Source organism: Runella sp. MFBS21 (assembly GCF_029433105.1).
In the GTDB taxonomy this organism is placed as follows: Bacteria; Bacteroidota; Bacteroidia; order Cytophagales; family Spirosomataceae; genus Runella.
Genome location: NZ_JARNTW010000018.1, coordinates 95,544 through 117,071 on the forward strand (window position 1 = coordinate 95,544; position 21,528 = coordinate 117,071).

General features: G+C 40.0%; 15 protein-coding genes. 10 read left to right on the top strand and 5 right to left on the bottom strand.

Going from position 1 to position 21,528, the window contains the following annotated elements:
• The first annotated feature begins 429 nt into the window (after positions 1 to 429).
• The 4 genes from fdhD to P1X15_RS25100 all read left to right on the top strand — a co-directional run bounded on the left by fdhD (position 430) and on the right by P1X15_RS25100 (position 5,133).
• Positions 430 to 1,272, top strand: a complete 843-nt coding sequence (gene fdhD / locus P1X15_RS25085; protein ID WP_277340883.1) for a formate dehydrogenase accessory sulfurtransferase FdhD — start codon at positions 430 to 432, stop codon at positions 1,270 to 1,272.
• Between the two features lie 232 nt (positions 1,273 to 1,504).
• Complete coding sequence (locus tag P1X15_RS25090) at positions 1,505 to 2,695, top strand: sensor histidine kinase (protein ID WP_277340884.1); 1,191 nt, start codon at positions 1,505 to 1,507, stop codon at positions 2,693 to 2,695.
• A 20-nt stretch (positions 2,696 to 2,715) separates the two neighbouring features.
• Positions 2,716 to 4,359: a PKD domain-containing protein gene (locus P1X15_RS25095; protein WP_277340885.1), complete on the top strand. Its 1,644-nt coding sequence runs from the start codon at positions 2,716 to 2,718 to the stop codon at positions 4,357 to 4,359.
• 129 nt (positions 4,360 to 4,488) lie between these two features.
• On the top strand, positions 4,489 to 5,133 hold the full coding sequence (locus tag P1X15_RS25100) for a response regulator transcription factor (protein ID WP_277340886.1): 645 nt from the start codon (positions 4,489 to 4,491) through the stop codon (positions 5,131 to 5,133).
• Between the two features lie 39 nt (positions 5,134 to 5,172).
• Here P1X15_RS25100 and P1X15_RS25105 read toward each other — a convergent pair whose 3' ends face one another.
• The 3 genes from P1X15_RS25105 to P1X15_RS25115 are packed head-to-tail and all read right to left on the bottom strand — an operon-like array spanning position 5,173 to position 7,837.
• The gene (locus P1X15_RS25105; RefSeq protein ID WP_277340887.1) at positions 5,173 to 6,666 is read right to left on the bottom strand and encodes a serine/threonine-protein kinase; all 1,494 of its coding nucleotides are present in this window, start codon (positions 6,664 to 6,666) and stop codon (positions 5,173 to 5,175) included.
• A gap of 15 nt (positions 6,667 to 6,681) precedes the next feature.
• The gene (locus tag P1X15_RS25110) at positions 6,682 to 7,482 is read right to left on the bottom strand and encodes a hypothetical protein (protein ID WP_277340888.1); all 801 of its coding nucleotides are present in this window, start codon (positions 7,480 to 7,482) and stop codon (positions 6,682 to 6,684) included.
• Between the two features lies 1 nt (position 7,483).
• Entirely contained in the window at positions 7,484 to 7,837 is a 354-nt protein-coding gene (locus tag P1X15_RS25115; RefSeq protein ID WP_277340889.1) for a hypothetical protein, read from the bottom strand.
• A 182-nt stretch (positions 7,838 to 8,019) separates the two neighbouring features.
• Here P1X15_RS25115 and P1X15_RS25120 point away from each other — a divergent pair, with 182 nt between their 5' ends.
• The 6 genes from P1X15_RS25120 to P1X15_RS25145 all read left to right on the top strand — a co-directional run bounded on the left by P1X15_RS25120 (position 8,020) and on the right by P1X15_RS25145 (position 18,403).
• Entirely contained in the window at positions 8,020 to 12,087 is a 4,068-nt protein-coding gene (locus tag P1X15_RS25120) for a T9SS type A sorting domain-containing protein (protein WP_277340890.1), read from the top strand.
• 47 nt (positions 12,088 to 12,134) lie between these two features.
• Positions 12,135 to 13,820: a hypothetical protein gene (locus tag P1X15_RS25125; protein ID WP_277340891.1), complete on the top strand. Its 1,686-nt coding sequence runs from the start codon at positions 12,135 to 12,137 to the stop codon at positions 13,818 to 13,820.
• A 16-nt stretch (positions 13,821 to 13,836) separates the two neighbouring features.
• Positions 13,837 to 14,856 (top strand): hypothetical protein, encoded by a 1,020-nt coding sequence (locus tag P1X15_RS25130; RefSeq protein WP_277340892.1) that lies wholly within the window; start codon positions 13,837 to 13,839, stop codon positions 14,854 to 14,856.
• A gap of 27 nt (positions 14,857 to 14,883) precedes the next feature.
• Positions 14,884 to 16,005, top strand: a complete 1,122-nt coding sequence (locus P1X15_RS25135) for a hypothetical protein (protein ID WP_277340893.1) — start codon at positions 14,884 to 14,886, stop codon at positions 16,003 to 16,005.
• Between the two features lie 101 nt (positions 16,006 to 16,106).
• On the top strand, positions 16,107 to 17,333 hold the full coding sequence (locus P1X15_RS25140) for an OmpA family protein (protein ID WP_277340894.1): 1,227 nt from the start codon (positions 16,107 to 16,109) through the stop codon (positions 17,331 to 17,333).
• Positions 17,330 to 18,403, top strand: coding sequence for a WG repeat-containing protein (locus tag P1X15_RS25145; RefSeq protein ID WP_277340895.1), 1,074 nt, complete (start codon positions 17,330 to 17,332; stop codon positions 18,401 to 18,403). The genes P1X15_RS25140 and P1X15_RS25145 overlap by 4 nt, the downstream gene beginning before the upstream one ends.
• A 70-nt stretch (positions 18,404 to 18,473) precedes the next feature.
• On the opposite strand, the gene P1X15_RS25150 is transcribed toward P1X15_RS25145, so the two are convergent.
• Both P1X15_RS25150 and P1X15_RS25155 read right to left on the bottom strand, forming a co-directional pair.
• Entirely contained in the window at positions 18,474 to 19,385 is a 912-nt protein-coding gene (locus P1X15_RS25150; RefSeq protein WP_277340896.1) for a hypothetical protein, read from the bottom strand.
• Between the two features lie 197 nt (positions 19,386 to 19,582).
• Complete coding sequence (locus tag P1X15_RS25155; protein ID WP_277340897.1) at positions 19,583 to 21,259, bottom strand: heme peroxidase family protein; 1,677 nt, start codon at positions 21,257 to 21,259, stop codon at positions 19,583 to 19,585.
• Positions 21,260 to 21,528 lie beyond the last annotated feature (269 nt).

The following is a 21,528-nucleotide window of genomic DNA, read 5'->3' on the forward strand; positions in this document are numbered from 1 at the left end:
AATGTATTTAAAAAATGAAATGCCACACTAGTCATTGGAACCTCATTTTGCCAAAAATAATAACTTTCTCAAAAAAGGCACTCATTCATCGACAAATTTGCTGATTTAAGCGACTTGACGGAATATCCTATGGTTCAATTCAAAATTCACAGTCTAATACGTTTGTGGCATCTATTCCAGTGAGAAGTCACAAAATACCGCAATCTAGCCTTAAGAGAAAGAAAAGAATCGTTGTGATACATCTTCGTCTTCTGTGGTGTGTCATGTTGTTAGAATAATTTCTACGGTGTTTTTTTCCTCACTCATTGCTATTTTTACGATTCTGATGTTTTAAGAGCCTTGCGTCCTTAAGTTAAACTTTTGGTAGGGCTAAAACATTCTAGGTACTTTTTTAGTATTTTTTATTGTTCATGAATTTCCCCAAACACCATGCAAAATCCTAGTATCCAATCTGTCTCTATCAATCGTTTCTTCAACGATTCAAGCGAAGCCACCACCGATTTTGTAGTCATAGAAGAACCTGTCGAAATTAGACTCCAATACCACGATTCTCACAAGGGCTGGGTTACGAAACCTGTCTCAATTACGATGCGCACGCCTGGCGATGACGAAGCCCTTGCCGTAGGCTTTCTCAAAACTGAAGGAATCATTGAAGCAAATGAAGTAGAAAGCGTCAAAGGAGCTTGGGACAATACTGTCACGGTAAAACTTAAAGAAGACATTCAGCCTGATTTCCAGAAACTTCAGCGCAATTTTTACGCTACTTCGAGCTGTGGGGTATGTGGTAAGTCTTCCTTAGATGCCTTGGGATATTCGTATGAACATCTCAACTTTGTGGATACACTTCCGCCCTTGTCGCCCGAATTGATTGCCTCCTTGCCCCAACAACTCAGCCAAGTTCAATCCGTTTTTGAACAAACGGGCGGTATTCACGCCGCTGGCGTTTTTGATTGGGAAGGTCGTTTGGCTTTTCATGCCGAAGACGTTGGCCGGCACAATGCTGTCGATAAGATTGCGGGCAAGGCATTACTCCAAAAAAAACTACCTTTCAACGCCCACCTACTGGTATTGAGTGGAAGGGCTTGTTTTGAGTTATTACACAAAGCTTTAGCCATCAATATCCCTGTCGTAATCGCCGTAGGTGCGCCTTCTAGTTTGGCGATTGAGACAGCCGCTCGTTTTGGACAAACCCTCATTGGTTTTACCCGTCATCAACGATTCAATGTTTATACGCATCCCCAACGAGTAGCCCCCATTCATCAGCTAGCCTGACAGCTTTCACTCATATTGATACCCTTTAGGGCTTTAAGTTTAATCCTTTTAATGTAATGCAGGTGGAAAAGAATACAACTTCTAACTGCCCTTTGTTTTACCTCATCTACTTTACAAAAGGCTTTTCTCCTCATATAATAGGGGAAAACAACGCCCCAACTAGGGTAAAATTCCCGTTGAATGATGATTTGTCCCCTCATACATTTGCCTCAATAAACTTATCTGATGCATCATGGGGGAGTTTTACTACTTATTTTCTTCAAGCTTATTTAAAGGATATTTCATAAAAAACGGCTACTTACTAGCCCAGCATTTCTTCAATGAGAGCTATATTTTCATGATAGCTTTCCATGAAAATATAAAGGCATCATATCCTTTATTTCCCAAACATTTTCTTCTCTTTTCAAGATATTCGCTCAAGCCTCTATCTGCCACATTTCTCAAATCACTATCTTTATTCTTAGTAAGTTACCCTCTTTTAAATGTACGACTAAAGAAATACAATTTTTTATCTATTCCCCTTTCATTCTATACTTTAAGTATTACACCTACACTGGTGTTTTATGTCATAAATTTGGTATTTATCAATACCAAATTAGTCAATATTGAATTTTTACCTTCACCCCTATCTTTCACTGTTCTTGTGACTATTATGATGATGGCAATTAGTAGCATTATTACTCAAAATTGGATTTATATAAAAACACGGGACATATTACTCAAAACGCCTAATTTAATTTTAAAAACAAACCTAAATAAGTCCAACAAAGACGAATCTTCAAATATTTATAATCAATTACAAATACAACGAGAAAGACTCGCAAGAGATTTACATGATGGTATCGGCTCACAGTTGACTCACATTATTACTAAACTTGATATATTGGCCATAAAATCAAGTGATAGTAAGCAATTAGAAATGTTAAGTGATTTTGCAAGAGAAACAAATCAAATTCTTCGCGAAACAGTTTGGGTATTAAACCAAAAAAGTATCGAATATTCGTTACTTCAAAAACGAATTTCAAGTTTTCTAAATAAATTATGGCAAGAACGTGAACAACCCGAACTGCAAATATCAATGTACACAGGCTCATCACTTCTGATTTCGCCTATCATTGCTATTAATATTTTCAGAATTTGTCAAGAGGTGGTCAACAATGCTTTAAAATATTCAAATGCAAACTGTATTGAAATCAACTTCCATCAAAAGCCAAATAAAGTACGGATTGAAATAAAAGACAATGGCCAAGGTTTTGAATTAACAAAAATACAAAAAGGCTACGGGCTTGACAACATAAGAAAGAGATGCGATGAATTGGGGGGACAACTATTTTTAGTTTCAAACAGCACAGGCACTGCCATTCTTTTTGAACTTCCTCCAGTAGAATTAGAAACATATTTAAGTGGCAACAAAAATGATTAACTACTCAAAATTTTAAATTCATGAAGCCTTTTATAAATATTACTAGCCTTAGTATTCTACTCATTTTTGCTCTTTGTCTAGCTTCGTGCAAATCCAAGAAAGAGCCTGAACCAGAGCCTATTGCCAGTTTTGATTTTAGCCCTAAATCCAACCTAGTCGCACCAGTTGACATTACATTTACTAATACCTCTAAATATGCCAACACTTATATTTGGGAAACCAACTCAGGACTATCAAACACCGACAAAGATGTAGTATGGAATATAAAAAAAGGGGGAACTTATACCATGACTCTCACTGCAAAAGGAGCAGGAGGGAGCGACACCTATTCGCGGTCTTTTACCGTAGCAGACGACCCAAACTCCAATACTTCACCCCAATTGACCGCAAGTTTTACGTATTCTCCTACCCAAAACTTAACAGCTCCTATCAAAATTAATTTTACCAATACTTCAAAAAATGCGGAGTCATATCTGTGGGATTTTGGCGATGGTACTAGCTCCACAAATACTGACCCTATCAAAGAATTTACAAAAGCAGGGACATTCAAAGTAAAGCTTACCGCCTATAACAAAACAAACTCCACTTCAAGTAGTATAGACATTACCGTTAATGCTCCAAATGTTGTTGACAATACTGGTACTATTACTTTTTGGACTCGAAATGATTTGAAAGTAGGAAAAATTAATGTCACCGTCAACGGCGTTAATCAAGGAAATATTACGCAATATCACGCTAATGGCGTCAATTGTGGAAGTGGAAATGTAAACGCAAAATTCAACGCTGGCACTTACCGATTCAAGGCCGTAGCCGACGACGGAACCACTTGGGAAGATAATGTAACTTTTGAAAAAGGTATTTGTAAAACACAAGAATTAACAAAAGTTGACAACACCGGTACTATTACTTTTTGGACTAGAAATGATTTGAAAGTAGGAAAAATCAATGTCACCGTCAACGGTGTTAATCAAGGAAATATTACGCAATATCACACTAATGGCGTCAACTGTGGTAGCGGAAATGTCAACGCAAAATTCAACGCTGGCACTTACCGATTCAAAGCCGTGGCCGACGACGGAACTACTTGGGAAGATAATGTAACTTTTGAAAAAGGTATTTGTAAAACACAAGAATTAACAAAAGTTGACAACACGGGTACTATTACTTTTTGGACTCGAAATGATTTGAAAGTAGGAAAAATTAATGTCACCGTCAACGGCGTTAATCAAGGAAATATCACGCAATACCACACTAATGGCGTCAACTGTGGTAGCGGAAATGTAAACGCAAAATTCAACGCTGGTACTTACCGATTCAAAGCCGTAGCTGACGACGGAACTACTTGGGAAAGTAATGTAACTTTTGAAAAGGGAGTCTGTAAAACACAAGAATTAACAAAAGTTGACAACACCGGTACCATTACTTTTTGGACTAGGAGCGATTTAAAAGTAGGAAAAATCAATGTCACTGTCAACGGTGTTAATCAAGGAAATATCACGCAATACCACACAAATGGCGTCAACTGTGGTAGCGGAAATGTAAATGCAAAATTCAACGCTGGAACTTACCGATTCAAAGCCGTAGCTGACGACGGAACCACCTGGGAAAGTAACGTCACTTTTGAAAGAGGCGTTTGTAAAACACAGGAATTAACAAAAAGATAAATACATTTTTGTCGCAATGTGATGGCAGAAATCAAACGCCCGAATATGTTAAAATACGTCAAATGACGTATTTTAACATATAATAACAGGTTTTATCTTTGTATTTAACAAAAAATATTTGGCAACTTAATGATGATAAAAGTAGGACTCGTTGAAGACAATCACCTTTTGGCCGAAGGCATTAAAGACAAATTGGCCCTAAGCGAAGAGTTGACATTGAATTTTCACGTCTTTGATGGAAAATCACTTTTTGACTACCTAGACCATGACAATTTACCAGAAGTGATTTTGATGGATATTGAAATGGACAACATGGACGGAATTACTACCACAAGAGAAGTAAAAAGGCTATTCCCCTCCGTCAAAATATTAATGATTACGGTTTTGGATGATGATGACAAACTGCTCGAAGCATTCAAAGCAGGCGCATCAGGCTATTTATTGAAAGATATAAAACCTGCTAGGTTGATTAATGCGATTTCCGAAACCTTAGATGGCGGAATTCCGATGTCGCCTTCCATTGCCTCAAAAGCCCTTGAATTATTATTACAAAACGACAACTCCAAACAAATAAACGTAACCGAGCAACTATCTCCTCGGGAAAATGACGTGTTAGATTTGTTGGTAAAAGGCATGAGTGTACGCCAAATAAGTGACGCATTGTTTGTCTCAGAAAAAACAGTGAGAAAACATTTAGAACATATTTATGAAAAATTGCAAGTAAAAGGAAGTAGGGAAGCTATTGCCAAATTTGTGAGACGAATCCCGAAATGATAGCTTGATTGTATCAGCCAACTTTTTATAATCTCTTCATCAATCGTCATATTTTCGGACTGTTGTTTTTCCTGCTACGATTGTAATACTTTCCGAACGACTTACTGGCAGATCTAATCGTTCTACTTTCAATAAAGTCCCCTGACCCGTTGCGGGTAAAACATACTTATTTCTGAGACCCGACATCGCTGTTTTGGGTTGTAATTGTCCATCAATATAAACATTCATATCATGGACAGTCTCGATAATCAAATACCCCTTAGCAATTGGTTTCTCTTCCTTTTCTTTTAGTTTTTTAGGGCCGACAAAATCCGTTTCTTTTTGACTAGTCTTTAGAGGCTGTATTTTGGGAGCTAGTGTATCTTTTTTAATGACAGGCACCGTTTTTACAACAGTGTCTGCTTCTACAATCATAGGTGGAGGTATTACTTCTTTGGGTTTTGGCCTATTAATCAACCAATAACCAAGCCCGCCTAGCAGTATTACTCCAATTCCCCCAAAAACGAGCCAATTCCACAACAACTTTTTGGGAGGCGACAAGGGTTTTGGTTGCTTTACCACTTCAGGTGCAACAACCTTGGGAGCGGAAACAGGCTCTTCGGGGGCAATAAAAATCTCAGTTTGGTCTCCTATGGAAGAAGGAATAATAGGAGTGGATAAGGGTGCGGAAGGCAAACGCCGCTTATCCAACATACGCAATACTTCTTCTGCATCTTTGATACGTTTTTCAGGGTCAGCTACCAAACACCGCAAGATAATGCTTTTGTAAGGCTCGGGAAGCGTATTAATATCGGCAGGCAACCTATTTTCCAGAATCAAACTTCGCAGTTTATTAGAAATATCCCATTCCCCTTTTACCCCTTCTACTCTGAAAGGTAAACGCCCCGTGAGCATTTTATACGTAATTATCCCAAACGCCCATAAATCAGTATTAGGCCGGATTGCGGCATTATCTAGCAATTGTTCGGGAGCAACATAATTGGGCGTGTGGGCAATCTGAGAATTGTTGGAGACATAACTCATATCGGGATCGATAAGGCGGCTCAACCCAAAATCCGTAATAATAGGCACCCAGACTCCTTTTATATCCCTGTCCATGAGCACGTTAGCAGCTTTGAAATCGCGATGAATAATCGGCACTTGGTGCAAATGCGCCAGTCCTTTCAGCATTCCTTTCAATATCTGTTTACGTTCGGTATCATTGAGCTGGTATTTTCGCAATACATCGTCGAGATTTCCTTCCGCATAAAATTTCATGATAGCATAATCAAAAACGCCCGCCCGATCTGAAATTCGATAGACATTTTCATAACGCATGATGTTGGGATGAATATCTATCTCATGCGCAAGCTTGACTTCTCTCTCCAAATCAAATTTCTGATAAACGCCTACTTCACTTCGCTTAACAGCAACGTACCTTTTGCGAACCTTATCGTACACTTTATGAACACTACTAAAGCCCCCTCTTCCCAGCAAACTTCCTGAGACAGAAGGATTAAATTCAAAACGATTATAAAATTCTTCAGCGGTCATAAATAGGTATTCTGCTTAAAATTTAACTTTTACTCCTGCCGAGGCTACTCCCCACGAGTTCATTTCTAGATGCAGTCCGACGCGATTATTGCCTTTTTGCAACAGGGAAGGAATCGTAAAAAAAGCATCTGCTACCACAATCACAATACCACTTACTAGCATTACTTTAGAAAGAGTTTGTTGGGTTTTTGCTTTTTTAAAATCGGCATTAGATTGCTCCATCGACGCCGAGAGTCGTCGTTGAAGTTCGGTATCAGAGCCAATCGTTATGTCTTCTTTATGATTCCAATTACGCACTTGGTAAAGATCATATGATTCGATGCTTTTGGTTTTCATCAATGTACTCCAATAATAAAGCCCCCCGCCTGCCGCAAGGCCTCCGCCCAATAGCAACAAGGCTCCGCCGTTGAGATGCTTTCGGTCTTTTTTAACTACGGGCTTAGGCACACGCTTGGTAGTATCGCGCAATGCCACCGTCATAGGTTCTCCTAAAGACAACAAGACTTTGATTTCAATTTCTTCGTTTATTCTGAGGCTATCGGCCACCACATCCCACACGATTTTTCGATCAGAACCAGGCTTTATACCTCGTCCTATCGCCCCACTCAACGCCCTTGGAACAATATTGCCAGATTTTTTTCCTGCCACGGATACATACACCGAATCAGACGCTCTGATACCAAATACATCATATTTGATTTCAACAACTTTGGATTTGGGGTCTATTCCAAAACGTACTTTGCTGATACGCGGCTGTGCCATTACGGTCGTCGCCATCACACACAGCCCCATACAAAAGAGTAACCACTCGTTCATATCAATTGACGGTTATGGTGGTTTCTTTGGTAGTTTGCATTAAGCATCGGTTGGTCATTATGACTGTAATTTTTTGCTCGCCGCGTTTGTCAAACTGATACGATACGCGTTGAGCCGCGAAAGTTTTTCCGTCGATGTCCCACACTACTCTGATAGCCTCTGTTTCGGTGGTATTGCTTATATCTTTTAGTTCAAAATCCCAGCGTAAACTTTCTCCTTTTGCCGCCACAATTTCGCCTGTGGGTGCCTGCTTACAGCGTTCTTCTTGGAAATCCACTTTTTGGAATGTATCGCACCCCACAAGTGCCAACATCCCTCCCCAAACAACTGACTTATATCTACTTATATATTTCATAAAAAGCGCAACACTTACATTAAAAAAAACATAGTTCGGCAAAGTGAATGCAAATACGAGAAATCCCTAAAAACAAAAAATACGTCAAATGACGTATTTTTTGGCCTTTTCTTTTTCTCTAATCTTGTATCATAAAATACACACTCGACTTTACTCATTTACTCGCTTTGAACTTTATAGTTATGAAGAAAACGTTTACGAGGAAACTTCAATTAGTTAATCTATTATTTTCTCTAATCATCCTATCCAAAAGCTATCAAGCACTTGCGGGAGAGTATAGAGGAAGTGCGCCCTCCTTTAGTTTCACGATTAGAGGGCTAGATTGTACTGATGCCACCATAACTATTTCTAATATCACTGTCAAATTTACTAGCAGAAGTGCGGCAGAATTTTCTTCTACCATTAGCGGTGTTGGGTCTCCTATGGATTATGACCGTACAGGTTCTATTAGTGGCAACAGCGCTACTTTTTCACAATCAAGCGGCTATGTGTATTGCCCCCCAGACAATGCTTCGCGAAGAGGTTATTTTCAAGCTACCTTAAGTAATATTAATTTTACGGGAGCCAACCGAATTACTTGTGCTCTTTCAGTAAGAATGACTGGTGCTTATACAGGAAGTGGCTCAACCACTGTTACCTTAGATTTTGCTGGTTCATTACCTCGAATTATTTTATCTAACGTAGCTGGCTGTGCAGGCAATGTAGTTACTATTGATGTTTCAGGAGATAGCCCTCGTGATGCCATTGTGAAAGCACGTGGAAGTCAAATTGGAACATTACCCATCAATAATTCTTTTAGTTTTAACTACGCACTCACACCCGTATCTTACGTTCTTCCCAATGTTGATAATCAAGGAATTGCAATCGATATAGAAACTCCTTATGGCAATTCAGGTGGAACCATATGGGTAGGTACTCCCCTACCTTCAAACATGACGATTACGGCCAACAAGGTACTTCCTCTTTGCAATGTTGAACCTCTTACTTTGAGCATCAACAATCCCGCCAATTCAACCGTCAGTTGGCCTGATGGAGGTGCTGCTATAAGTAATCCCACTACGAAAGAATACCGAGCAGTTGTTCAAAAAATGGTAAATGGATATAGTGTCTGTCCAAGTGTCACCAAAAGCATTAACGTTGAAGTTTTCACCTTCAATCCTACCATAAACGCCCCCGCCCAAACGGCCAAATGCCAAGGAGAGGCCATAGACCTTACAGTAAACCCTAATGGCTCAGGCTCATTTAGCTATGCTTGGACAAAATCAGACGGCACGCCCGTTGGCAATTCTCAAACCATCCAAGCACGCGACCCCGGACAATACCGCGTAGAGGTGAAGCCTTCGGTCAATTGCCCCTCTAAGCAAACTTCTACCTCTTTCAGTCTCCATTTTGAAACTCCCATTGCCGACGGGGAAATCCAAAGCTCCAATGCCAACAATATCATTTGTGGCGCACCCGATGCTTCTACTATTGTACTTACGGCTGCCCAAGACAATGTAAATTATCAATGGGAAGGGCCGGGCGTAAGCAATCCTAACAGCAAGAGCATCACCGTAGGGCAAGGAGGGCGATATGTGGTAAACATGAACCGTAATGGGCTTTGTTTTAGACAAAAAGCCATTGACATCCGAGACAACAATTACGACCAAAACATCGCTTCTGTACCCGATGCCTATTGTGCCGATTCGCCTCTTACCTTACGCGCCAATACGGATGATGGCGGGCGTTTCGATTATGTATGGAAACGCGATGGTAATAATATAGGCGGCAATTCTCCCACGCTAACCCTCACTCCTAACGAAATCGGTGCCTGGACTTTTACGGTCGAAATCCAATCGAAGGGTACGGGGTGTTCGCCTAAGACCTCCCAACCCAAACGCATCGCATCGGATGAGCCTATCAAAGATGATGGTATTTTGCTCCCCACCAACAAAACTAGACCTATCATTTGTGGAGCACCAGAAGAACCTTCTATCGTACTCACCGCAGTTCAAGACAATGTGAGCTACAACTGGGAGGGGCCTGGTATAAGCAATGCCACCAACAAGACCCTAACCATAAGTCAGCCTGGACGATATGCGGTATCCATGCATCGGGGAGCTTGCTTCAGGCAAAAAGAAATCCATATTGAGTTAAATGCTTACGATCAAAATATCGCGTCGGCCCCTGAGGCATTTTGTTCGGATGCCCCTATTACACTCACCGCCAACTCCAACGACCCCGACAGATTTGATTATAAATGGAAACGCGACAACGCCGATATCGGAACCAACGCCCCGACCCTTACTCTGCCCAATGAACTTGGTACCTTTAAATATAAAGTAGAAATTACGACCAAAGGAACGGGCTGTCAAGCAAAGATTTCATCTGAAGTAGCGATAAGAGTGGACCGAGCTATTACGGGTCAAAAAATCACACTTCCCCCCAATAAAACGCGTGCCATCATCTGCGGAGCACCCGAAACTTCCATTGACCTTACAGCCGTCAGTGACTCACCCACCAACGACATCACTTATCAATGGCAAGGGCCGGGGGTTACGGCAGTGGAGGCGGTTGCTAAAGCAAGCCAAGCAGGAGATTATAAAGTCATCTTCAATCGAGGCGTATGTAGCAAAGACGTTACGGTAAAAGTTGAATCTGGATTTTTTGTGCCCAGCATTGCTGCTACAGGCACGGTCATTAGTTCGCCTACCGATATTCGGATTTGTAGAGGTGAATCTTCCCTCATCACTACAGCCATCGAAGGCACCCATATTCCAAACAATACCGAAAACTTTACCTACAAATGGTTTGGGGGAGGAGAAAGCAATACTGAACTTACCAATCAAAAAGAAAATACCCTTCAGGTCACTACACCAGGGGTTTATAGACTAGAAGTCACCCTTACAGGAAGTGGTTGTGCGGAGAAAAAAACGGTCCAAAGCATCAAAATCGCCGTTGACCCTCCTTTCAAAAATGTTAAAATCACGCCCAATCCCGCCATTATTTGCAACAAAGCTACGGGCTTAGAAATCGCCGTTCTGAGTGATAGCAGCGCCGGAACCACCTACCAATGGAGTGGCGGTGGCAAGTCCAACAACGACCCTTCTAAGTATATTGTAACCAATGAAGGTACTTATAGCGTCAATTTGACGAGGGGCGCGTGTTATGCGCAGGCGAGTGTCAGCCCACGAGAAGAAGAACTAAAAGTAAACGTTACGCCTCCCAATACCTCCAAGCCGATTATTGTCTGTAGTGGTGAAAACGGCATTCCGATGGTACTCCAAGCCACCTCCAATTTAAGCACGGCGGTCATTACTTGGAAACGCGACGGCAGCAACGCCCCTGGCACCAACTCAGGCAATAGCTATACTCCCTCCCAAACAGGAAGGTATTTTGCCACGGCCAACTTCAACAATATATGCCTAGCTACTTCGCCCGATACTATCGCTATCGAAGCCTTGAGCAATTTTGCCGTCAATATCACCCCTACCAATCCACCCGCCTTGTGCGACGACCGCCCTATCCTGCTTACTGCCCAACTTTCCGAGCCTCGTTATACAGAGCTTTATAAATATGAATGGAAACAAGATACCCGCACCGTCAAAATGGATGAAGGCTTAAAAGCCAATACCCTAACTACAGGCAAAGTAATAAACTACGATGGCAATACCCTCGTGTTAGGAAATGAGTCAAGCTATATCGTATCTATCCTCAAAGACGGCTGCAAGGCCACTTCTCCCACCAACAAACTCACCCTCAAACCTGCTCGATCAAGCATTGCGGTCTTAGACTACAACACCCTCGAAGCTTCCGAAAGCAGCGACGGTAAATATGAATGGTATTATAAATCAGGCAGTATTAGTTCTTTAGCAGATTCCACAGGTTATACCCTCGAAACAGGAGCTACGGGTCGTATCTTCTTAGGTGCCAAACCCGGTGCCTACATGGTGCGTGCCAATCGCAACGGCTGTGGCACCAAGTACTCATTCGTGTATCATGTGGATGTCACTACGGCGGCCTCACCTCTGCTCAACGATGATTGGAAGGTGTACCCCAATCCCATAAGTACAGCCCTAACAATTGAAAATAAGGCGCATACTACCTCCACTACGATTGAACTATGGAGTGAAAATGGCCAACAACTTGAGCGTTTTAGTCAGCAAAAAGCCCGTGAAAGTTATCAGGTGAGTCACCTTCCTATAGGGGTCTATTATCTAAAAATCAAGGACGGGAATACAACAGTTACCAAAAAAATTGTAAAACAATGAAACGCTCTATACGCCTCTTGTTGGGATGTTAGAATCATAGAAAAATAATGAAACTTTTTTACAAAATAGTAACCCTCATCTGGTGTTTTAGTAACTCGGCTATCGGCCAAGAGCAACTAAAAACATTGGTTGCTACCAGCGGTTGGAAGCAAATCAACACTTTGCCTTTATTTGAAACCAAGTCCGAGACTTCGCCTGCTGTTGTCAGCAAAAAAAACGCTGAAAACGACAATGTGCCCAAACCTGAAAAAAGAGCAAAAAAAGCGAATACCGAAAAAAATCCCTCTCCACAAGTAGCAAAGGCAGAGGTAAAAACTGAAGAAAATCCAACCTCACTTCCTGCTGAACCAGCGACAGATATAACACCCGCTAAAGAGAATATTTCCTCAAAAAAATCGTCCAAAAAACAAAAAAACCGTGATTCAAAAGAGTTGGCGAGTACAGAGACTAAACAGCCTACACAGCCCGTCAAAAATGAAAATGTAGTTCTTCCTAAGAAAAAAGCCCCAGAACCCAAAGTCAATAATATTGTCACTGAAAATACCCTGGCTTTTCAGGCTGTGGAGGGAGTGAAAACCGAACTTCAGGCACCTACGGCGGTAGAAACCATGTACTTTACAAAACAAAACCGCTACACCAATAAAGAAAAGGCTTATTTTGTGAGGAAGGGAAGTTTTGACCCCATTACAAAGCAACCCAAAGGGCTGGTGGAAGATTACTATAGCGATACCAACAAGCCTAAATTTAAGGGTCAGTATGAACGCTATAACAACGATGACGAAGCCCGTAACAACAAGTACGACGGGCGATGTGAGTTTTATGAAGAAGACGGTGCCAAGAGCATTCGTATATACAGTAAGGGACGACTAGAGGCAGAATTCCAATTTAATAAAGAAGGGCAGCAGATTGCTGAAGCAATGTACCTCTTTGACGGGAAACGAAAAAACTTCAAAGAATTTATTTTCGACAACAATGGCAAGCAAATAGGCTCATTAATAGGAGGTTATGATTCAGATTTAGGACAAGAGAAAGCTCTTCGCCAAATTTTTCAGAACAACAAGCTTCGGTCTTCTGTCGAATACATAGCAGGATGCCCCAATCACCAAGGGGATTTTATGACCGAAAACGACCACAAATACAAAGCTGTATTTCAAGATTTTGTCTGTAATCCCGAATACAGCAAACTATGGAAGTTTTCGAATAGCAGCTATTTTACTACTACTCATTCTAGAGACAATCAGCAATACACCATTCGCAGTACCCCCGGACAACAAGGGCAGGTGGGCTTTTTGCATACTCCCATAACGCACGATTTTTATAAAAAAAACTTTGAAATAGAAGCCATTTTTGAATTGTCTAATGCCCGGCCTATGTCAGAAGTAGGCATTGTATGGCAATACACCGACCCTAAAACTTATGCCTATTTTAAAGTAAACACAAAAAATAAAACCTTCGAAATCAACGACATTACCGACAATACCCCCGATAATTTGATGATAGGCGTAAAGCCTCAGCTGCCCGAACAAACAAGCACCTCCCTCAAATTAACTTTGAAAAAAGTAGCAGACAATGAGTTTATCTATTTGGTCAACGACCAAGCACTTCCTTTTGCCAAAGTAAAGTTCCCTCAGTTCGAAAAAGAATCCAAAACTTGGAACATTGGCTTTTATTTTAAGGCCTATGCCCCCAACGAATCCCTTACACTAAAGTACCTAGAAATCAAACTATTATAACCAACCTCAAAGCTCGATGACTCCTTTATCCCTCAAGCCTGTTTTTCAAACTTGCACTCGGCTATTCTCAAAAATTGTGCTTTCTGTGGCACTCACATCTACCCTCTTGGTAGGGTGTGCCCCCAAAACCTTTCAAATCACCTCTGAAGGCGAAGATTTTGACGCCCTTACCAAAATAAGCGACTCCGAAAAACCTTGTCTATATCCCTATGGAGGGGATTTGGGCGAAAATCTTGTGTTTGTCTCGCGCGAAGACGACGGTTCTTACAATCTCTACATGAAAGAAAAAGTACTCCCAAAAGCGGTAGTACAAAAAACCAGCGGTAAAAATGTAAACTTAGCCCCCGCTTTTTGTAATGCCAACAACCGCATCGTGTTTCAATACTTTGATAAAACCAACTTCGACATTTATTATATCGAAGCAGGAAAAGGAAAAGCTATCACACAAGTAACCAATACCGACGAAAACGAATACAACCCTTCTTGGTCACCAGATGGCAACCTGATTATTTTTGAGAAAGGCGCTACCCCTCGCACTTACGCTTCGGCTACCTCTAAAGGATATGAAGGCGTAGCAGTCAAAAAAAATCAAATTTGGATCAAAGACCTCAAAACTAAAGAGCTAAAAATGATTGGCGAAGGAAGCTTCCCCAAAATATCTCCCGATGGCAAAAACATCACTTTTGTAAAATACGATTTAGATAAAAATAAATCAAAAGAAATGGGAACCCTCTGGATTATGTCTATCGAAGGAGATTCTCCGCGCCAAATTACAGATGTTAGTCTTGGCTATGCTACCAACCCCAATTGGAGTCCCGATGGTAAAAATCTCATTTTTCAATTAACCAAAAAAAATAAAATCGATGCCGACATCTATGTCATCGACGTAAATGGAGAAAATCTACGCCAATATACCGTCAACAAATCCAATGACTTTGCACCGTATTGGTCTATCGACGACTTCATCTATTTTAGTTCAGACCGTGGTGCCAAAGCCTCAAAATACCAAATTTGGCGCTTCAAAATAAAAAAATAACCCACTGAAAATACCCCAAAATGTATTATGAAATTTTTACAACAAATAAGCATCGGGCTTCTCCTCATTATAAGTCTCTGGACTGAAAGCTCAGCTCAGGAATATATATATTTCAACACAGGCTCTAAAACCGTTGGGAAGTTGGTTTCGGCCAATGAGGAGAAAATAGGTATGCTCTTGGAAGGAACCAAATCTTGGAATACAGGTCGTGACAAAGTAGCAGTAGCTTTCAACCAAGTGGGCAATTATTTAGTTATTGGAGACCTTGCCACAGATGAGACTCAAGCAGCAGAACAAATCAATGCCTTTTATGGGGAAGAGAAGAAAGGATTTGTGAATGATATTTTGCTAAAAGCAGCTCCTTTTGAAATCATTGCTTGCACGATTCAAAGCGAAAAAGATGCGGTCAACTATCTTACCTTGGAAGGAAAATCCGCTTCTATCAGCAAAGAGGATTTATTGGGTATTATTAGAAAAGACGGAAGTCATCAATTGGAGTCAGAAGCCCCTGAAGTATTTTTGAATTTGAGGACTAATTATGCCAAAATTCAGCAATTACGAACCCTAAAAAAAACACCTTCTATCACTCCAAAACCCGCTCCTACCCCTCCACCGGTTGTTCCTACTCAGCCTATTGCCGAAGTTGTCGAACCCAAATCACCCCAAAAACTGACTCCCGAAGAGCAGAAACTTTATAAAGCCAAGTCCGTTGACAAAGTAAAAGAGCTGAATCGCTTACTCAATCAAATTGTGGATAAAAGCCGGAGCCAATCAGAAAAAAATGAAGCTATCAGAGAAGCTTTAAAAATATTTGTACCTGGCTCTAAAATGCAGGTAAGCTCAATAAAAGACCCTTCGCAGCGTACTTCTCGTAATGTGGAAGATTATTTGGTACGACTCAGTAAATTGAATTACCCCAAAATTGAAATAACAATGGCTAACCTAGCCGTAGTAGAAGATTTTGAAGCCGACGACAAAGGAAATCACTGGGGTATTGTGACGGGTGAGCAGATTTTTGATGCAGGGGTTTTCCGAGATGTGACCAAAAAAAATTATAAAATAAAACTCCAACCTTATAAAAAAGCAGAAAAAGAGAATGAACGAACCTATCAAATTTTGATTGGTGATGTAAATGTAGTGGTCGATTAATCAATTAACAACCTATGGGTCGAGCAGTACTAATTTTAAGTATCATCCTACATTTTTCTTCGCGTATATTGGGTCAATGTATCACATTAAAAGGAACAATCGTGGATGCATCTTCAAAAAAACCATTATTGGTACGGTTTTCGGTCAGAACCAGCGAAAATCGAAAATCCATAGGCACTAGCACTCAGGATGGCACTTTTACAATTCAATTACCCTGCGCTGCAACATCTTTAATCGTAGAAAAAAGTGAATTTAGAATGCTTGAGTTACCCATTTCTGGGAACAACAGAATGGCTGCTTATTTTCTCAACCTAGAACTTTATGCGGTCGATAAGCAAGGGAGTGATAAACCTTATTTTCAATCCGAACAAAGTCAACTTGTTTTAGAAAATGCTGGCACTAGCTCTAATGGCACAGCCACCCGCTACTTTAAATTAATAGATGTACAAACTAAAAAAAATGTAAAGGGAGAAATTTGTTTGCTTTACACAAAAGTAGCCAATCAAAAATGTTTTACGTATTTACCTTCTTCCAAAGGCGAAAAAGTAATATTTGATCAAGAAGACATTATTGCGGTCATCGTCAACGCTCAAGGATATCAAACATACACCGGAAATCTGATTATTGATAAATTAGACAACAAAAGTAATGTCTATGAAATTGCATTGAGCAAAATGCAAACTTTTGTAGCATTCTCAACTGAAAGCAAAGCATCTTCTGACCTTTTAAAACTCGAATTTATCAGCAAAACAGGGGCAAAGCTCCGACCTACTTTAATCGGAAACTCGAATGGTTTTTTAGAACTTTCACCCGACGACACTTATACGCTAAAAGGCAATTTCAACGCTCAGCCTTTTGAGCAAAAAATAAAACCTAAGCAGGGTCTTAATTTTATTTCGTTAGACATCCCCAAAACAAGCCTAACAACTACTGTTCCCGAGCCGCCCGTTGCCCCACAGCCTTTGCCATCTATCCCGACGATGATGGTTATTCATTTTGAGCAAAGTCAGTATCAACTCCTACCAAAAGCCAAAACATCGCTAGACTCAATAGCCTTATTTTTAGCAACTTACCCTACCATTACAGCGCAAATAACGGGATTTACCGACAACGTAGGTGACCGTATGTTAAACAAAACCCTTTCGGAGTTTAGGGCAAAAGTAGCGGTCAATTATTTAGTTTCACATGGCGTATCTGAAGCACAATTAAAATGGTATGCTATGGGACAAAATTTTCCTGCTGCCGACAACACCCACGAATCGTCAAAAGCGCTTAATAGGCGAGTTGAAATCAAATTTTCAGAAAACACTGTTAGCCAATCCAAATGAAAATCAGTACAATTTTTCTTTATTTTATTTTAGACAACATCTTTATTCCTACAAAGGCGTTTTTATTATCTTTAGTTTTTAGCATTTGCAGCTTTTCATTGCAAGCGCAAGTAGAAAGAACACTCACTAAATCGGAAGAAAAAATAATCAAAGAAAAAGCTTATGATTTAATTCGTAGCTTAGAAGATGATTACAATAGTTTCTTATTTTCTACCTCCCATGAGCGACCTAAGTTAATAGAAAGTTTAGTAATGCCTTTTGTTGAAGCGCGTAAATTTGTAAATGATTCTGTGATTATTGAAAATGATTTTTTCATTGACGAAACTCCCAATTTACGACCCGACCAGAGGGATTATATTGTTGAAAAATATTTCTCAGAAATAAGTAGACACTTTGGAGAAAGTGATAACGGAGAAAACCCTAACTCTACCAAAAAAGTAAGACTAACAGATATAGGTTTTAAAAAAATAATGCAAAAATCTCCTCAAGACTATTTATATATTAAAGCAACTTTTGATATTTATTACGACGGGGTAGCTCGCAACGGGTTTGCGTTTCGGTCTCCTCAACAAAGAACAGCTTTATTACAAATAGAAAAAGAAAGAAAAGCATGGAAAGTATATATTAAAAAACTGGCTTTTTTTGACCCCATCCTCGACAATGACAATACTTATGATATAAGAATCGTTAATGACAATACCGAATCAGCTCAAATATTTGATTATTACAACTCAGAAGTGGTCAAAGCACCTCAAAAAATCATTAGTCTTAAGCCTCTCTTAAAAAAATTCAACATAGATGAAAAATGGGGATTATTGAAAGATGATGACAACGATAAACGTATTCTAGTTCAACCGTCTTTTTGTGAAATAGGGATGTTTTCTGAAGAAGAAGGTCTTGCCCCTGTTTGTCAAGATGGAGTGGGACTTTGGGGATATATCAATAAAGAAGGTAAATTGGTGATTCCTTTTCAATACTCCAAAGCCAACGATTTCCGAAAAGGCAAAGCAAAAGTAGAGTTAGGCATGAAAAAATTAACGATTGATACGACTGGGAAAGAAATAAAGTAATTGATAACCGCAAAAATTCTACAATCGAGACTCTTTGCGGTTATTTTAAAATTTTTAGCTAATGATTCTTTTAGGCAAATTGTTCTTCTAACCTTCGCAAGTCAGACAAAGATACCTTCACATTTTTTGCCAAATCCTGAACATCTTGAGATTCTTTTCCCTTATCATCAAAAGATACTTTAACATTTGAAAAATTAATATAAGCAACAGGTTCATTAGAGTGAGCGAAAGTGGTAATTTGATAATAATCCATGCTGCTTTGGCTATCATATTCCAATGAACTCAACACTGAGGCTTTCCCATTTTTTAAATCTTCGACAAATTCTTCAAGATTTTCAGGTTGTTTGATAAAATAAGGCAATATTTTTTTATCAAACCATTCATTACTTTCTTCCGAAAATGGTTCTTCTGCTTGGCTTGTTCCTAATAAAAATGTAAAACCTACGATTACAATCGCTTCTAAAAACCAAATCAAACCTAATACAAATCCTTTGACGGTAATTTTAAAGATACTCCATGCCCCTACGGCATACAAATATGACATGGTTTCAGATACAACACGGGGATTTAGGCTAATATTAATGAAGTCTTCAATGTTAAAAAAAGTTTTAGTGATAGATAATCCTCCTCTAAGCTTATGTCTAGTTAAGTTAGAGGTAATAGTTTCACCTGCATTAAAAAGTAGTGTAATATAGCTTGTCCAAACGAAATATAGCGCCAATAATGCCGCAATCAAAGCTAAACAATTTGCTAGTTTCTTGCTGCGGACTTTTCCGATTTTAAGAATTTTGTTCAAAGTCAAGGCTAAAACAATCCCGAGACCAGCCGTAAAAAGAAAGTGTACATAAATAAATGGGATGTACCAAAGGAGCAGTGAATAGACGGAGCTTAACAGTGGAACTCCAATAAGCAAGAAAAAGAAAGCAATCACATAGATTAAAGCAGAGGATTTACCACTTGGTTGATAAATGTTAGAATGCATGTGTATGAGGTTTAGGTTTTTGTCATCACAACAACTATTAGAATACTATCAAGCTGTTGTTCTTGCAATAATATTGATTTATTCCCACAATAAAAACATTATTATTTTTTAATACTTTTAATTCATTCTAATAAAAACAGCCTTAGCCACTCGAATTTGAATGGTTAAGGCCAGTTAGTTACGACTTTAAAATTGTATCAAGGCTGAGATACTCCTGACAAAATAATGATATCGGTTACCGTAAAATTACCTGAGTTTTGTGAAGGTAGAAAAGGCGTAAAACCTCCTGGTACATTCCAATATGAATTTGCATCTCTTTTAAGCATTTTCACAAAAGTTTCGGCTACTATTTTCCCTCCTAAAGGTCCCAACGTGTTACCATTTCCCAATACTGCCGCTTCTTTCAAAATATAATACCACAGTGGTGTTTTGTTAAGAAGCACTCCTCCATTTGAATTGAGTATTGCTATTTCATTAGCAGGCAGACCACTCGTCAATTGAGCCGTAGTCAGTGGAGGCACTCCCAATGCCACCGCCGTGGCCTGTCCACTAGGCAAACCTAGCGCCAACCCTCGACGTAGATTTCTAGCCGCCAGCATCGCCATAATTCCACTGCCTCCGGGCAGAGTTTCTAATCCGTTGGCAAGCACACTATCGATCTTGCGAGCCATATTAAACACAGGTACGGGTATTCCTGTTGGGAAAAAGGCATTGAAATCAACCACCCAGTTTGACAGAACTGGTAGATTGGGATTTCTGATAAAATTAAAGGCATCAGAAAGAGGTTGGTTGATAAAATTATGGTTTATCCAATATCTCTCCCTTACCAAACTATGCCCAAACCGATACGCCGCTACCGAAAACTCCACCGGCATCCTAAACGCACTTCCTACTGGCGCAGCCACGTTGGTGAGGGCATTGTCAACGACAGCAGTACCACAAATCTTTTTGAGGAAATCGTGTATTACTGCCCACTGATAGTGGTGTGTCACTATTTTTTTTACTTCTACAAAAATATCTCCATTAAAACCCGCCGCTACTATAATATCCACTACGGCATTATGAAACTTCAGCATGGCTGATTGGAACTGTGACACAAATAGGTTTTCATCATTGCGAGGGTCGCCAATCACCGCTGTGTTGGTTCCGCTAATCCTAGGCACATCAAAATCTGTTTGTATCTGCATACCTGCCGCACCGCCGCCTGACGTGGAGGGGCCGCCAGGACCTGCATTTCGGTTGGTTCCTAGCTTAAACTTAATGGCCGTAGATGGCCCCGATGACGGGAATTCATATAAATAAGGATCTAGCGCAGGCCCTCTTCCGTATACGTTGTCAAGTTCTAACGAGGGCGTGCGCATGTTATTGATCGTATTGGCATCAGTAGCACTATCAATAGACGATGATACATCTAAGGTAATATCATGATCAACAAATTGCCCAAAGTATGTGTACCCTGCTGGGATGTTAGAATCTGCGATGCCATTTTCACGCCCATTGTTAGCCATCAAATCACCTAGTTGATTCATCAAACCAACATTGACAACATTGAAGTCCAGCTTACTCGACGCTCTTACAGTAGCCGAAGTCAAATATCCAAATTTATCACTACAAGGTGAAAAAATAAGCTGTGGTGGAAACCAAGAGAGCGCTATTTTAGCACCATGAAATCTTTTATTATCAGTTTTAAGCACTTGCAATGTCGCTTTTACATCTTCAGGCAGTTTTTCGACAGGTATCAGTGCGTGCGGGTTAATTTTACGGATTGTTTCCGCCATTTTAGTAAGCCCCACCGTAGATTTAATTTTAAGTTGTTCGAGCTTTAGTTTAAGTTGCGCGTTTTCTACCCCAACATCAGTTTGGTTCTTTGCCATAATAACAATAATTTATACATCATACCTACTCTAAATATGGTTTTCGGCTTCCCCATTCAAATTATTTTCTATAGATTCTATTATTTTTACTAGCTCATTTTATTTTTATAATTCCGATGTATCAGCTATAGAAAATATTTTCATCTCTTTAGTCGAACTTCTGCCAACGAAAGAAAACATTCTTGGTACTTTTTAGTATTTTTTTTACTGTTGATGAATTTTCCCAAACACACACCTCGGAAGGACCTATATTTATACGACTCCCAACG

What these genes read in the sequence shown, in the direction of transcription:
- fdhD (WP_277340883.1), top strand. Translation starts at nt 430, where the DNA reads ATGCAAAATCCTAGTATCCAATCTGTCTCTATCAATCGTTTCTTCAAC.
- P1X15_RS25090 (WP_277340884.1), top strand. Translation starts at nt 1,505, where the DNA reads ATGGGGGAGTTTTACTACTTATTTTCTTCAAGCTTATTTAAAGGATAT.
- P1X15_RS25095 (WP_277340885.1), top strand. Translation starts at nt 2,716, where the DNA reads ATGAAGCCTTTTATAAATATTACTAGCCTTAGTATTCTACTCATTTTT.
- P1X15_RS25100 (WP_277340886.1), top strand. Translation starts at nt 4,489, where the DNA reads ATGATGATAAAAGTAGGACTCGTTGAAGACAATCACCTTTTGGCCGAA.
- P1X15_RS25105 (WP_277340887.1), bottom strand. Translation starts at nt 6,666, where the DNA reads ATGACCGCTGAAGAATTTTATAATCGTTTTGAATTTAATCCTTCTGTC.
- P1X15_RS25110 (WP_277340888.1), bottom strand. Translation starts at nt 7,482, where the DNA reads ATGAACGAGTGGTTACTCTTTTGTATGGGGCTGTGTGTGATGGCGACG.
- P1X15_RS25115 (WP_277340889.1), bottom strand. Translation starts at nt 7,837, where the DNA reads ATGAAATATATAAGTAGATATAAGTCAGTTGTTTGGGGAGGGATGTTG.
- P1X15_RS25120 (WP_277340890.1), top strand. Translation starts at nt 8,020, where the DNA reads ATGAAGAAAACGTTTACGAGGAAACTTCAATTAGTTAATCTATTATTT.
- P1X15_RS25125 (WP_277340891.1), top strand. Translation starts at nt 12,135, where the DNA reads ATGAAACTTTTTTACAAAATAGTAACCCTCATCTGGTGTTTTAGTAAC.
- P1X15_RS25130 (WP_277340892.1), top strand. Translation starts at nt 13,837, where the DNA reads ATGACTCCTTTATCCCTCAAGCCTGTTTTTCAAACTTGCACTCGGCTA.
- P1X15_RS25135 (WP_277340893.1), top strand. Translation starts at nt 14,884, where the DNA reads ATGAAATTTTTACAACAAATAAGCATCGGGCTTCTCCTCATTATAAGT.
- P1X15_RS25145 (WP_277340895.1), top strand. Translation starts at nt 17,330, where the DNA reads ATGAAAATCAGTACAATTTTTCTTTATTTTATTTTAGACAACATCTTT.
- P1X15_RS25150 (WP_277340896.1), bottom strand. Translation starts at nt 19,385, where the DNA reads ATGCATTCTAACATTTATCAACCAAGTGGTAAATCCTCTGCTTTAATC.
- P1X15_RS25155 (WP_277340897.1), bottom strand. Translation starts at nt 21,259, where the DNA reads ATGGCAAAGAACCAAACTGATGTTGGGGTAGAAAACGCGCAACTTAAA.